Annotated in this window: 13 protein-coding genes and 1 pseudogene; 5 read left to right on the top strand and 9 right to left on the bottom strand. The window is 71.1% G+C overall.

The window, feature by feature from the left end:
* Positions 1-21: 21 nt before the first annotated feature.
* Positions 22-1,506 carry a sodium:solute symporter family protein gene (locus C468_RS06250; protein ID WP_008848039.1) on the bottom strand — a complete coding sequence of 495 codons (1,485 nt, stop codon included), beginning with the start codon at positions 1,504-1,506 and terminating at the stop codon, positions 22-24.
* A complete protein-coding gene (locus tag C468_RS06245) occupies positions 1,503-1,757 on the bottom strand; it encodes a DUF3311 domain-containing protein (RefSeq protein WP_049912105.1) in 255 nt (84 codons plus the stop codon). The genes C468_RS06250 and C468_RS06245 overlap by 4 nt, the downstream gene beginning before the upstream one ends.
* A 175-nt stretch (positions 1,758-1,932) precedes the next feature.
* Between C468_RS06245 and dnaG the strand changes: the two genes are divergently transcribed.
* Positions 1,933-3,585, top strand: coding sequence for a DNA primase DnaG (gene dnaG, locus C468_RS06240; protein ID WP_008848037.1), 1,653 nt, complete (start codon positions 1,933-1,935; stop codon positions 3,583-3,585).
* Positions 3,586-3,775: 190 nt separating this feature from the next.
* On the opposite strand, the gene C468_RS06235 is transcribed toward dnaG, so the two are convergent.
* The 5 genes and pseudogenes from C468_RS06235 to gatD all read right to left on the bottom strand — a co-directional run bounded on the left by C468_RS06235 (position 3,776) and on the right by gatD (position 8,861).
* Positions 3,776-4,756, bottom strand: coding sequence for an A24 family peptidase (locus tag C468_RS06235; protein WP_008848036.1), 981 nt, complete (start codon positions 4,754-4,756; stop codon positions 3,776-3,778).
* A 114-nt stretch (positions 4,757-4,870) separates the two neighbouring features.
* Entirely contained in the window at positions 4,871-6,148 is a 1,278-nt protein-coding gene (locus C468_RS06230) for a DUF6498-containing protein (RefSeq protein ID WP_008848035.1), read from the bottom strand.
* Between the two features lie 46 nt (positions 6,149-6,194).
* Positions 6,195-6,407 carry a hypothetical protein gene (locus tag C468_RS06225; RefSeq protein WP_008848034.1) on the bottom strand — a complete coding sequence of 71 codons (213 nt, stop codon included), beginning with the start codon at positions 6,405-6,407 and terminating at the stop codon, positions 6,195-6,197.
* Entirely contained in the window at positions 6,404-7,480 is a 1,077-nt protein-coding gene (locus tag C468_RS06220) for a GNAT family N-acetyltransferase (protein ID WP_008848033.1), read from the bottom strand. Before C468_RS06220 ends, C468_RS06225 begins: the two co-directional genes overlap by 4 nt.
* Positions 7,477-8,861, bottom strand: a pseudogene (gene gatD / locus C468_RS06215) (Glu-tRNA(Gln) amidotransferase subunit GatD). The gene C468_RS06220 and the pseudogene gatD overlap by 4 nt, the downstream one beginning before the upstream one ends.
* Positions 8,862-9,019: 158 nt before the next feature.
* Here gatD and C468_RS06210 point away from each other — a divergent pair.
* The 3 genes from C468_RS06210 to C468_RS06200 all read left to right on the top strand — a co-directional run bounded on the left by C468_RS06210 (position 9,020) and on the right by C468_RS06200 (position 10,467).
* Positions 9,020-9,388 (top strand): Hsp20/alpha crystallin family protein, encoded by a 369-nt coding sequence (locus C468_RS06210; protein ID WP_008848031.1) that lies wholly within the window; start codon positions 9,020-9,022, stop codon positions 9,386-9,388.
* Positions 9,389-9,481: 93 nt separating this feature from the next.
* Positions 9,482-10,147 (top strand): deoxyribose-phosphate aldolase, encoded by a 666-nt coding sequence (gene deoC / locus C468_RS06205; RefSeq protein WP_008848030.1) that lies wholly within the window; start codon positions 9,482-9,484, stop codon positions 10,145-10,147.
* Positions 10,148-10,236: 89 nt separating this feature from the next.
* Positions 10,237-10,467 carry a hypothetical protein gene (locus C468_RS06200; protein WP_008848029.1) on the top strand — a complete coding sequence of 77 codons (231 nt, stop codon included), beginning with the start codon at positions 10,237-10,239 and terminating at the stop codon, positions 10,465-10,467.
* A 189-nt stretch (positions 10,468-10,656) separates the two neighbouring features.
* On the opposite strand, the gene C468_RS06195 is transcribed toward C468_RS06200, so the two are convergent.
* Together C468_RS06195 and C468_RS06190 are read right to left on the bottom strand one after the other, a co-directional pair.
* The gene (locus C468_RS06195; RefSeq protein ID WP_008848028.1) at positions 10,657-11,061 is read right to left on the bottom strand and encodes a helix-turn-helix domain-containing protein; all 405 of its coding nucleotides are present in this window, start codon (positions 11,059-11,061) and stop codon (positions 10,657-10,659) included.
* 154 nt (positions 11,062-11,215) lie between these two features.
* Entirely contained in the window at positions 11,216-12,100 is an 885-nt protein-coding gene (locus C468_RS06190) for a universal stress protein (protein WP_008848027.1), read from the bottom strand.
* Positions 12,101-12,262: 162 nt separating this feature from the next.
* Here C468_RS06190 and C468_RS18550 point away from each other — a divergent pair, with 162 nt between their 5' ends.
* Entirely contained in the window at positions 12,263-12,430 is a 168-nt protein-coding gene (locus C468_RS18550) for a hypothetical protein (protein WP_008848026.1), read from the top strand.
* Positions 12,431-12,456 lie beyond the last annotated feature (26 nt).

Raw genomic sequence — 12,456 nt, 5'->3', positions numbered from 1 at the left:
AGCTGACCGGTGACGACCCGCTCAGTCGCCGGTGACCGCGAACCGCGAGGCGTCGCTGTCGGCGGTCGGCGCGGTGACGAGCGAGACGCCCACGGTGAGCAGCGCCGACAGCACCATCAGCCCGAGCGCCACGTCCCAGCCGCCGGCGACGGTGCGGGGTAGGGTCGGCACGGCGCCGACGACCGCCGACAGCACCACCGCGAGGTACGCGACCTGCGGGACGAGCACGCCGGCGATCATGCCGGACCGCGTGGTCCGGTCCCAGTAGAGCGCGCAGATCACGGGGAGCGCGAGCAGCGCGAACCCGGAGAAGGCCGTGTCGCCGACCTCGATCAGCGTCCCGGGGCGGAAGAGGCTCGCGACGAACGCGAGCAGGGCGAAGACGGCGACGCCGATCCGGGCGATCCACGCCTCGCGGCGCTCGGAGGCGTCGGCGTTGACCACGGGGCGGTACACGTCGCGGGTGAAGTACGACGACCCGGAGAGCAGCATCGAGTCCGAGGAGGACATCATCGCGGCCATCGCCCCCGCGATCACGAGCGCCGCGAACCACGCCGGCGTGTACTCGTTCAAGACGACGGGGAGCACGTTGGCGCCGTCGGGCACCTCGACGGGCATCCCGGCCGCCCAGGCGCCGAGCATGAACGCGGGGAGGAAGAGGAGGAGGACGAGGACCGGCCACAGAACGAACGACCGCTTCAGCGTCTCGCCCGACTTCGCGACGAAGAACCGCTGGTTGATCTGCGGGAACATCGTCACGCCGAACGCGATGGTGATCGCTGTCGAAATGATGAAGCCGGGCGTGTAGGTCCCGCCGCCGAAGCTCCCGAAGTCCGGGCGCGCGTCGAGCATCGCGCCGGTGGCCGCGTCGACGCCGCCGACCGCCGAGACCACCCACGCGGCGGCGATCCAGACGACGGAGAGCATGAACAGCCCCTGCACGGTGTCTGTCCAGGCGACGCCTCGCATCCCGGCGAGGACGACGTAGAGGATCATGAAGGCGGTGACCAGCGCCGCGCCGCCCCAGTAGGGGACGACGCCGTCGGTGAGCCCGACCAGCGCCTCGCCGGCGCCCATCTGCTGGAGCATGACGTACGGGAACAGCCAGAGGAGGCTCACACCGGCGACGAGCGCGCGCAGGCCCACGGAGCCGAACCGGTCGCCCAGCATCTCCCCGAGCGTGACGTACCCGTGCCGGTCGCCGATCAGCCACTGTTTGTACCCGATAGCGTACCACAGCACCGCGAACAGGACCCCGTCGAGCGTCCCCATGACTATCAGCCACTCGGGACCGGCGGCGAACGCGAGGTTTGGGCCGCCGAAGAAGGTGAACGCCGAGAGCAGGGTGGCGAACGTGGTGAACAGCAGCACGACAGTCCCGATCGAGCGGTTCGCGAGGTAGTAGTCCTCCGCGGTGGCCTCGGAGACGCGGTAAGCCACGAGTCCGACCGCGAGCGCGAACAGGAGGTAGCCGACGACGACCCCGAGCGACAGCCCGGTCGTCACCGTCGGTCACCCCCGAGCGCCGACCCGGGGCCGGACTCCCGGCCGCGACCCATTCCCCGTTCCCACGCGCCGCTCCGGACGAACAGCGAGAACAGGACGGTACACAGCCCGAGCCACGCCACGTGCCACCAGATCCACACCGGCAGCCCGGCGACGACTCGGTCGACTCCCCAGAGCGGCCACGGCACCGCGAAGGCGACGAGGACCGCGAACGTCGGAATCCACACGAGATCTCTCCGCAATCGACTCATGTGGAACAACGTTAGAATTCGATGACTAAATATTATCGGTCTGATTCGGTATCGGTTGTCGAAGAAAATTTTTCTTCAATGGCCAGCGCCGCAGGCGCGTGCGATAACTATTTTCGCCGACGGACACAACCACACACGGGCGGCCAACGCCGCCGATCATCACCATTCACCCATCATGAAAGACACCGAAAAATACCTCATCCACGCCACTATCGCGGCCGACGGCGTCGTCGAACGGAGCGACGTCGTCGGCGCGGTGTTCGGCCAGACCGAGGGGCTCCTCGGCGACGAGTTGGACCTGCGAGACCTCCAGGAGTCCTCGCGGGTCGGCCGGATCGACGTCGCCGTCGAGTCCGAGAACGGCCAGTCGTTCGGCGAGGTCACGGTCGCGTCGAGCCTCGACAAGGTCGAGACCGCGATCCTCGCCGCCGCGTTGGAGACGATCGACCGCATCGGCCCCTGCCACGCTTCGGTCGAGGTGACGAGCATCGAGGACGTGCGGGCGGCGAAGCGCCGCGAGGTCGTCGAGCGCGCCAAGGAGCTGATCGCCGGCGGCTTCGAGGAGACCAGCCTCAGGAGCGACGACATCCTCGAAGAGGTCCGCGAGGCCGCGCGCGTCGAGGGGATCGTCGACTACGAGGGGCTCCCCGCCGGGCCCCGCGTCGGCGACTCCGACGCCGTCATCGTGGTCGAGGGACGCGCGGACGTACTGACGCTGCTCGAGTGCGGAATCAAGAACGCGGTCGCCGTTGAGGGGACGAACGTCCCCGACGCTGTCGCCGATCTCACCGACGAGCGGACCGTCACCGCGTTCCTCGACGGCGACCGCGGCGGCGAGCTGATCCTCCGCGAGCTCGCGCAGGTCGGCGACGTCGACTACGTCGCGTTCGCCCCGCCCGGCGAGTCGGTCGAGGACCTCGACCGCAACGCCGTCTTCGAGGCGCTCCGCGGCAAGGTGCCGTACAGCAGCCTCGCCGACGAGCCGAACCTCCGCGAGGCGGCCGCGGACGACTTGGGAGACGCTCCCATCGACGGCGACGGCGCCGGTCTCAGCGGCGAGACATCCGATCCCGACGAAGGCGGCGGCGAGAGCGGAACCGAGACCGGACGGGCGGGCGACGCCAGCGACGGCGGCGACGGCGGTGCCGCCGATGCCGGCGTCGTGGCCGGCGGAGCCCGAGGCGCACCGGACCGCGGCCTCGTGGAGGCGGTCGAGGACGCGCCGGCGGCCGCGGCGATCGACGGGGAAGAGACCGACGGGAGCGCCGAGAGCGAGGGCGCGACCGGCGCCGAACCGGCCGCGGAAGGCGCCCTCGACCCCGACCTCGATGACGCGGAGCCCGCGGATGCGGAGCCGGAAGATGCGGGGCCCGCAGAATCGGAGTCGGAAGATGCGGGGCCCGCAGAATCGGAGTCGGACGACGCGGAGCCGGACGATGCGGGACCGGATGACGCGGATCCGGACGACGCGACGGGGACCGAGAGCGCGGAGGCGGGGGCGGACGACGCCCCCGTCGACGACGAGCCGCGGTCGATCGAAGAGCACGTCCAGGAGGTCGTCGACGCCGGCAGCGACCGCGCTCGACTACTCAGTGACGACCGCGGCGTCCTCGCGGAGGTCGACGCGGGCGAGGCGTTCGACGCGGTCGAAGGCGCCGAGACCGCCCCGCACACGGTCGTCGTCGACGGGCTGATCGACCAGCGCCTCCTCGACGTCGCCGCCCAGCGCGGTGTCAGCGAGCTGCTCGGCCGGGAGGTCGGCGAGTTCGTGAAACGGCCCGTGGGAACGCGAGTGCTCACGGTCGGCGACCTCCGCGCCGGGAGCTGAGGGTCGGCGCGCGCGGAGCTCGAACACAGGCGGGCTTGTTTATAAGCGACACTCGTCGCTCCCGGTTGTTTAAACACCTCTCATCGCCGACGAACTGCGCCACCCGTCCCCGCCATCGATCGCCGCCCTGTCCGTACCGTCCGGAACCGCGTCGAGACGCGTAACTCGCGGAGACGTTCGTCGGCGCGGGTTATACCAGCCCGACCGCGCCGAGCACCGCGAACAGCGCGTCGCCGAAGGTCAGCGAGACGATCAGCCCGATCGCCATCGGCACGACGAACGGCATCCCCGGCGACACCAGCACGCGGTCCTTCCGGGCGACGACCGCCAGCCCGCCGCGGAGCGTCTCGGGGTCGGTGCCGTACGCGCCGTGGTCGATCTCGTCGAGGAAGCGCTCGGCGGCCCACGGGTCGGCCGCGACCGATTCGCCCTCGGCTCCGATCGTCGTCCCCCCGTCCGTCCGCGGGCCGACGTGGGTCCCGCCGTCGGTCGGGTCGTTCGTCTCGCCGACGCCGTCGGGGTCGCGGAGCCGATCCGGATCCTCGCGCAGGTCCGCGAGCGTCTCCCCCCGCCAGCGCAGATACATCCGGAGCGCGTCCAGGTCGAGGCCGTTCCGGGTCGTCCCCGCGTCGTCCTCGAACAGGCGCCCGTGGCGGTCCGGCAGCGAGTCGGTCGCCACCGGCCGCGCGAAGAACATCGTCGCCGAGCGCTCCCCGCGGAGGAGGTTGATCCCCGCGAGCCCGAGCGGGTACGCGAGGGCGAGCAGGACCGTGTTCGTGAGGACCGTCAGCGAGAACACGCCGAGCTGGGTGTCGACGACCGGGAGGATCAGCCCGCCGACCTCGTAGGCGGGGAACGTCGGAAAGAGGACCGCGATCGCGATCAGCGCCTTCGCGTCGGCGCCGCCGAACGCCCCGAAGTACCAGAACGCGTAGCCCAGCGGGACGACGAACAGCAGACTGATCGCGGCCTGAACGAGGAACAGTCGCCCGTCGAGCCCCGAGAAAGGCCACAGCCGTCCGGCCTCCCAGATCAACAGCAGCGCCCCGAACGCGTACAGCGGCGGCCACAGTCGGTTCGGGAGGCGTCGAGTCCGAACGTCCCGCAGGGCCGCCCACGCGAAGACGGGGACGACGAACAGGCGGAGGGCGTCCGGGAGCGTCGCGAACATGTCTCCACGGGCGGCGCGGGCGTAATTAGGCGTTCGGGTTCGCGTATCGCGATCGATAGCGCGGGCCCGCGACTGCGCCGGCCGCTGTCGGGGGCCTGGCCGGGCGCGGCCCGATCAGCCGTCCGGCCGCTCCGCGCGTCGGTCGAAGACGTCGAGGACCGGCTCGGGGTCCGCAAGCCCCGGAATCCGGCGCTCCCCGTCGCGGAGTTCGATCACGACCGTCTCAGTCCCGAGCCGCCGGTCGAGCTTCCCCCGTCTCACCCGCAGGTCGGTCTCGTCCCAGGGCTCGACGCGCCACAGCGTCGTCTCGAACAGCCGGTCGTAGGCGACGAGCGCGCCGTCGCCGGCGCGGTACTCGACGGTGCCGTACCGGAGCCAGTGGTCGATCCCGAGGAGCAGCGCGGGGAGCGCGACGCCGGCCGCGAGCAGGAGCGAGGCGACCGGCCACACCTGACCGGTCGCGAACAGGAGGCCCCCGAGCAGACACAGAAGGCCGATGTACCCGACGCCCGGGTGTCGCGGGGCGGTCGCGAGCCACCCGAGCAGCCGGCTGCGGAGGGTCGGCCGCACCCGCCGCGGCGCGTCCGAGAGCGGGTCCTCGACGGGGTCGTCGGCGGGCGGGTCGTACGCCCAGCCGATCTCCAAGGCCGCCGACTCGTCGACGGCCGCGAGTCGGTCGCTGTACAGTCCGGCGAGGTCGAAGGCCGCCTTGACCCCGACGATCCCGACGAGCAGCGGGAGGCCCACCGCGCCGGGGTCGACCGCCGACAGCGCGGCGTCGGTTTCCAGCGTCGCCGCGCCGATCAGCGTGACGGCGGCGATCCCGCCGACCGCCACAGCGCCGGCCCTGAAAAAGACGCTCCGGACCGCGGTCTGCGCGCTGTGGTCGCGGTACGCCCCTTTATAAATGTAGCCGACGAGTGTCGCCGCGCCCTCGGTCGCGAAGATCGCGAGCACCGCGAGCGTCACCGAGTCGAGCGCGTCGGGGGCGAGCCCGCCGTCGACGGCGACGCCGACGGTGACCGTGCCGGCGACGAGCCACACGCCCGCGAGGACCGGGACGACGACCGGGAGCACGAGGAGCGTCGAGAGCCGGACCCGGAGGTCGGTTCCCGGGACGGGGAGCGCGGCGCGCCTCGCCGCGAGCGGTCCGACGATCAGCCCGTCGCGCTCGATCTCGGAGGGGCGTCCGGCGGAGAGCGCGCGGACGACCGCCCAGAAGGACGCGATCCCGAGTTCGAACCAGTAGAGGGACACCAGCGCGGCCGCGTTCCAGCCGAGCGCGACGACGCCGACGAGCGGGAGGACGTTGGAGACGAGGAACGCGAGCGCCCGGGGACGGCGCCCCCGAGCGAGGGCGCCCAGACGCGGAGCGCGGTCGGTGGAGGGCATGCGTTCGAGCGATCCGAGTTCGGGATTTATAAGCGGTCGGTGCGCGTCACCGCGCCGGTCCCGCGTCGCGGTGGAGGTACAGGTACGCCAGCACCGGAACGATCGTGAACACAAGCGTCGCGAGCGCCCAGACGATCGCGTAGCGGCTCCCGCGCGCCCTCGCGTCGCGGTAGATCCACACCGCGGCGGCGACGACGGTGCCGTAGATCACGAGCGTGAGCGGGAGCGACCACGGCAGGGCGACGCCGAAGAGGCTCACGGTTCCCCGCCGGTGAGGTCCGCGCTCATCACGAAGTCGGGTTCAGCCGCCACCGAAACCCGATTCGCGCCCGTGTCGCTCACGTGCTCGACGGTCTCCGGGATCAGCACCCGGGTGGCGTCGGCGTCGACCGAGGCGGCGTCCGCGGCGATCGCGTCGTACAGGGCGCCGGCCGCCCCCACGTCGCGCCAGGCGGCGGCGCCGTAGGTCGCGATCCGGGTCGTCTCGCCGTCCGCCTCGCGCTCCGCCACGCGCGTCCGGACCGCGAACCCGGCAAGCGCGTCCGCGTCGGCGACGGCGAGCAGTCGGCCCTCGTCCGCGGCGTCCCGGAGCCGCTCGCGGGTGAGTTCCGAGCAGGCCCACGACTCGTCGGGGTCGAGCGCGAGCCCGCGGAGGTGGTCGCGGGCGTCGCTGTCGCCCCAGAACGCCCACGCGGCGTTCGGGTCGGGGTCGGCGAGGGCGTCGAAATCGGTCGGGTCTACCCCGGACGCGTCGGGCTCCGGCTCGGCGAACCGGAACTCCGTGGTGGGCTCGAACCCGACCGCGCGCGACTGTCCGAGGCCCATGACGTTCCACGAGAACACCATGTTGCGGCACGCTCGCGCGCCGCGCTCCCGCGCCCAGTCGAGCGCGGCCTCCGAGAGCGCGGTCCCGACGCCGTGCCCCCGCGCGGCGGGGTCGACGCGGATCCCCTGCCCCCACGCCTCCCACTCGGAGAGCAGGACGCCTTGGATGCAGCCGACGACCGCCTCGGGCTCTCCCGGGGCGGCCGCGCCCGCGCCGTCGCCCTCGACGAGGGTGTCCCCCGCCTCGCGGTCGTCGGTGGTCCCGACCGCGTCGCTCTCTGCCACCGCGTCCGGGGGCAGCGTCGCGACGAAGGTGGCGCGGTCGGGGTCGTCGGACGCGGCCCACTCGGGGAACACGCGCGGGATGTAGTCGTCGTGGCGCTCGCCCCACGTGTCCCGTGCGAACGCGGCGACCGCGTCGGCGTCGGCGGGGCGGGCCCCGCGGACGACGGGAGCGGGTGCCGAGTCGGCGGTGCGCGCCGACTCCCCCGCCGCGTCCCCCGTCATCGCCAGGGCTGCGACTCCTCGGTGAGCTCGCCGGCGAGGTCGCGGCCCATCGCCTCGGCGGGGTCGGAGAGGTTCGCCAGCGCCCACAGCAGCTTCACCTTCGCGGTGCCGGGGAGGGTGTCGCCCGCCTCGACGACGCCGGCGTCGAGGAGGTCGCGGCCGGTGTCGTACACGCGGTCGCAGACGCGGCCGGAGAGACACTGGCTCGTCATCGCGACGACCGTCCCGCTCTCGACTAGCTCCTCGATCCGCGGGATGAGGTCGGTGTGGACGTGACCGAGGCCGGTCCCCTCGATAACGACGCCGTCCTTGTCGTCGAGGTACTCCCACGCGGCCGGGTCCATGCCGGGCGTGAACTTCACCAGCTCCACGTCGGCGTCGAGGTCGGTCGCGGTCGAGAGGTCGGTCTCGCCGCGCGGGAGCGGCTCGCGGTTCCACTCGATGGCGGCGTCGGCGGCGTCGCCGTCAGCGCCCGCCTCGGCCGCGGCCTCGTAGTCGATGCGGCCGAGGGGTTCGCCGCCGACCGTCTCGAAGGCGTCGCGGCGGGAGGTGTGGTTCTTCCGGACGCGGGTGCCGCGGTGGAGCGCGCAGGCGTCGTCGGACTGGCTCGCGTGCATGCAGACGAGCGTCTCGGCGTGGTCGGCCTTCGCGGCCTCGACGGCGCACACCGCGTTCATCACGTTGTCGGAGGAGGGTCGGTCCGCGGAGCGCTGGCTCCCGGTGAACACGATCGGCACCGGCGAGTCGAGCATGAAGGAGAGCGCGGAGGCGGAGTACTGCATCGTGTCGGTGCCGTGCATCACGACGACGCCGTCGGCACCGGCCTCGATCTCCTCGCGGACGGCCTCGGCGAGCTCGCGCCAGATCGGCGGCTCCATGTTCTCGGAGAGGATGTTGGCGACGACGCGCCCGCGGTAGTTCGCCCGCCCCGCCAGATCGGGGACCGCTCGAAGCACGTCCTCGGCGTCGAACTGGGCGGTGACCGCGCCGGTCCGGTAGTCGACCGTGGAGGCGATCGTCCCGCCGGTGGAGATGAGCGAGACCGTTGGGAGGTCGCCGTCGAAGGTGATCTCNTGGTGACCGCGCCGGTCCGGTAGTCGACCGTGGAGGCGATCGTCCCGCCGGTGGAGATGAGCGAGACCGTTGGGAGGTCGCCGTCGAAGGTGATCTCGGATGCCTCGCCGCCGCCCGCGTCGGCCCCCTCGTCGACGTCGCGGGCGCCGGATTCGAGCACCTCAACCTCCGACTCGTCGCGGTCGATACCGACGTTGTACCCCCCGTCGAGCTTGACGACGAGGTGGTCGCGAGTCGTCGAGGGGAGCAGTACGCCCTCGTTCGTGACGTCCCCGCGGTCGACGCGGACGCGATCTCCCGGTTGCATACCACCGGGTTCCCCTCCGGCGGACTTGAATCCAACCGTTCGGCGGTCCGAACCGGGCGCGGCCGCGGCGCGTGATATGCTTGTAAACAACGCGCATGGTTCAAAAGATTTATTTAGAATCGCAACCCTATGACTAACTGCATACGAGGTGGTCAGCAATGGCCTTACCGCGACCAGCCAGTTCGTGGACGCAAGGGCTCGACTTCCCGAGCCGACTGTTCGAATCCGGTAGCAACGACTACGAACTGTACGAGGAGGACGACGCGTTCGTCCTCACGGTGGAGCTCCCCGGGTTCGACCCCGAGGAGATCACCGCCTCGTGGGACAGCGGCGTCCTCAACGTCGCCGGCGAGCACGAGGACGAGGCGCGTGGGGCGCGCCGGACCTACCACCGCCGGTTCCGGTTCCCGAAGACGATCGACGAGGACGGTATCGAGGCGACCTACCAGAACGGCATCCTCACCGTGCGCCTCCCCGTGGTCGTCGACGCCGCGGTGACCGGCACCGAGATCGAGATCGAGAGCTGATCGCCGGCCCCGCGTCGCCTCTAGAAGCGACGGCGGAGTCCCGGCGAGACCGACCCAGTACGCCTTTTTACCCGCGCCACCGACCATGAGCGCATGGACCGCGACGCGTTCGCCGCCAGCATCGACCACACCGCGCTCGGCCCGGAGACGACGTGGGACAACGTCGAGACCGTACTCCGGGAGGCCGCCGACCACGGGATGAACGCCTGCGTCCCCCCCTGTTACCTCCCCGAGGCGGCCGACCACGAGGCCACTCCGACGACGATCGCGACCGTGGTCGGCTTCCCGCACGGCCAGCACGCGCCCGCGGCGAAGCGCGACGAGGCGGTCGCGGCGTGGGACGCCGGCGCCGACGAGATCGACCTCGTGATCAACGTCGGCCGGCTCAAAGCGGGCGAGGACGACGCCGTCGCCGCCGAGATCTCTGACGTGGTCGCCGCGGTGCCGGTCCCGGTGAAGGTCATCATCGAGACCGCGCTCCTGAGCGACGACGAGAAGCGCCGCGCCTGCGAGGCCGCCGTCGACGCCGACGCCGACATGGTGAAGACCTCCACCGGCTTCGCCGACGGTGGCGCGACCGTCCCGGACGTGGAGCTCATGAGCGAGTACCTCCCGGTGAAGGCCTCCGGCGGCGTCGGCTCCTACGAGGCGGCGACCGCCATGCTCGACGCGGGCGCGGTCAGGATCGGCGCCTCCTCCGGCGTCGCGATCGTCGAGGGGCACCCTGGAAACGGGTCCGAGGGCGGAGCCCGAAACTAGCGTCCGGGAGACGGTGGGCCCGCAGATCGCGTTCTCTCGCCGTGGGAACGACGTGTATCCATTTATATACGGAACCCCTACACAGGGGTATGAGTCACTCGACCGGACCGGAATCGGGAGGACTGGACCTCGACGCGGCGTTCAAGGCGTTCGGCGCGGTGGGAATCCTCATCTCCGTCGTGCTCATCGTCGGCGTACTCGCGCTGACGGACCCGTTCGGAGACTACGTCACGACCTCGCCGGCGGTGTTCGGGAGCCTGCTGTCGGCGGTGCTACTCGTCGCGGTCGGCTACGCGGCGTACGCGCTGCGGCGCCGCTGACGGGATCGGCGTCGTTCAACTCGGACGACCGGCGGAAAGCGGGAACACGGGGAACAGCAGCGGCGTGAGAACAGCGGCGAGGTGAGAACAGCGGCGACGTGGGAAGAGGTCCTGAGCGGCGTGAGGAAGCAGGCGGCAGAAACTGAAGCCGACGCGGAAGCGGTAGGCGATCGACGGCCGGCCGTCCGATCAGCTCGGCGCGGTCGCGGACTCGGTCTCCGACCGGTCGTACTTCTCCTCGAACTCCTGGATGAGCTGCCCCATCTTCGCGTACCAGTCGTTGAGCATGCGCTGCATCTCGTCGGTGATCTTCTCGGGGTCGGTCGGCGAGTACACGTGGTAGTAGCCGCCCTGGTCGTAGTTGATCTGCTCTTTGGTGATGAACCCCGTTTGGAGGAGCCGCTGGACCGACCGGTACGCGGTCGAGCGCTCGCGGTCGACCGCCTCGGCGACCGCGTCGATGGTCATGGGCTCGTCGCTGTCGACGAGCACCCTGAAGCACTCTCGGTCGAGCGGCTTGAGGCCGTGGAAACACTCGAGTAGCCCCTCGCATTTCATATCGCTCTGGAGCTGTTCGGACAAGGAATCCGGCATTGTATGACTAATTGGTACGACGCGTACCGGTAAAAGGCTTGTGTGTGGATGATACAATCTTGCGATGTCCTGCTAACGAGAGCGGAGGCCGAGTCGGGCGCGGAGCGGTGACGCCGGCGCGAGGCCGCCGGCCGTCGCGGAACGGGCCCGCTCGCTACGCGGTGCGCGGCGGGGGCACCAGGAAGACGTTCCCGGTCGCGCGGGCGACGACCTCCTCGGAGACGCTTCCCAACAGGAGCCGGCGGAGCCGGCTGCGCCCGCGAGAGCCGACGAGCAGGGTGCTCGGATCGTACTCCGCCTCGGCCGCGAGGATCTCTTCGGCGGGGTCGCCGCGACGCACGTCGGTCCGGGCGTCGAGGCCCCAGCCGTCGAGCCGGTCGGCGAGGTCGGCGAGACGCTCTTCGGGGTCGTCGCCGGCGCTCGCGTCGTCCTTCGGCGACTCGACGTGGACGAGCGTCACCTCCTCCGTCGCGTGCCGCAGGTACTCGAACGCCCGGAAGGCCCGCTCGGCGTTCTCCGAGAAGTCGGTCGCGAACAGCGTCCGTTGAAACAGGTGCCGTCGGATCGGGTCCGGGTCGTCGACGCCGCGCTCGATGCGGTCGACGAGCAGCGGGACGACGGTCGTGCGGGCGAGGTTGCGGGCGGTCGACCCTATCACGCGGTTCTCGAGCGGGCTCTTCCCGCGCGAGCCGACCAGGATCAGGTCGGCCGCGACCGACTCGGCGATCCCGTTGATCCGACGGTGCGGCGTCCCGCGGACGACGTGGGTCTCGACCTCGAAGCCGGCGCTTTCGATCGTCGACCGGTAGGTCCGAAGCGTCTCCCTCCGGCGCTTCTGGAAGTTCATCCCCGGCATCCCCGAGTGGACGTTCGAGGGGACGACCGTCACGAGGTGGATCCGGTCGACGCCGATGCGGCCGAGACAGGAGAGCCCCGTCTCGGACTCCACCATCGTCTCGCTCGCCGCGGACAGGTCGGTGGCTATCACCGCGGACTTCCCGCCCGGGGCCGACGAGCCGGGGCCCGCACTACCGGCCATTACCGCCCCCCGTCAGCGTTCGGTCGCCGCGCGCGTCCGTTCTCCCAACCGGTATTTTCCATACTGCACAATATTCACTCGCGGGCGATAAAACCCCCGGTCGGGTGGAGACGGGGCCGGACCGGCGAGGGGTATAACACGCCGGCAGTCGAACCGCCGGCCATGAGCGACGAGTCGATCGAGGCCGCCGTCAAACGGTTCCTCGACGAAACCGAGTCCTCGCTGGACAGCTACGATCAGGGATACGCGGACGCCGACGCGACGATCGCGGTGATCCGGACGCACATCGACGAGCTGGCCGCCGCCGTCGACGACGGCGAGGCGGAGTGACCGCGGAGCGGGAGCGGCGCTCGGGG

The organism is Halorubrum kocurii JCM 14978 (genome assembly GCF_000337355.1).
In the GTDB taxonomy this organism is placed as follows: domain Archaea; phylum Halobacteriota; class Halobacteria; order Halobacteriales; family Haloferacaceae; genus Halorubrum; species Halorubrum kocurii.
This window is presented reverse-complemented; position numbering and strand designations above follow the sequence as displayed.

What these genes read in the sequence shown, in the direction of transcription:
- deoC (WP_008848030.1), top strand. Translation starts at nt 9,482, where the DNA reads ATGGACCGCGACGCGTTCGCCGCCAGCATCGACCACACCGCGCTCGGC.
- C468_RS06230 (WP_008848035.1), bottom strand. Translation starts at nt 6,148, where the DNA reads ATGCCCTCCACCGACCGCGCTCCGCGTCTGGGCGCCCTCGCTCGGGGG.
- C468_RS06220 (WP_008848033.1), bottom strand. Translation starts at nt 7,480, where the DNA reads ATGACGGGGGACGCGGCGGGGGAGTCGGCGCGCACCGCCGACTCGGCA.
- C468_RS06195 (WP_008848028.1), bottom strand. Translation starts at nt 11,061, where the DNA reads ATGCCGGATTCCTTGTCCGAACAGCTCCAGAGCGATATGAAATGCGAG.
- C468_RS18550 (WP_008848026.1), top strand. Translation starts at nt 12,263, where the DNA reads ATGAGCGACGAGTCGATCGAGGCCGCCGTCAAACGGTTCCTCGACGAA.
- C468_RS06200 (WP_008848029.1), top strand. Translation starts at nt 10,237, where the DNA reads ATGAGTCACTCGACCGGACCGGAATCGGGAGGACTGGACCTCGACGCG.
- C468_RS06210 (WP_008848031.1), top strand. Translation starts at nt 9,020, where the DNA reads ATGGCCTTACCGCGACCAGCCAGTTCGTGGACGCAAGGGCTCGACTTC.
- C468_RS06190 (WP_008848027.1), bottom strand. Translation starts at nt 12,100, where the DNA reads ATGGCCGGTAGTGCGGGCCCCGGCTCGTCGGCCCCGGGCGGGAAGTCC.
- C468_RS06235 (WP_008848036.1), bottom strand. Translation starts at nt 4,756, where the DNA reads ATGTTCGCGACGCTCCCGGACGCCCTCCGCCTGTTCGTCGTCCCCGTC.
- dnaG (WP_008848037.1), top strand. Translation starts at nt 1,933, where the DNA reads ATGAAAGACACCGAAAAATACCTCATCCACGCCACTATCGCGGCCGAC.
- C468_RS06245 (WP_049912105.1), bottom strand. Translation starts at nt 1,757, where the DNA reads ATGAGTCGATTGCGGAGAGATCTCGTGTGGATTCCGACGTTCGCGGTC.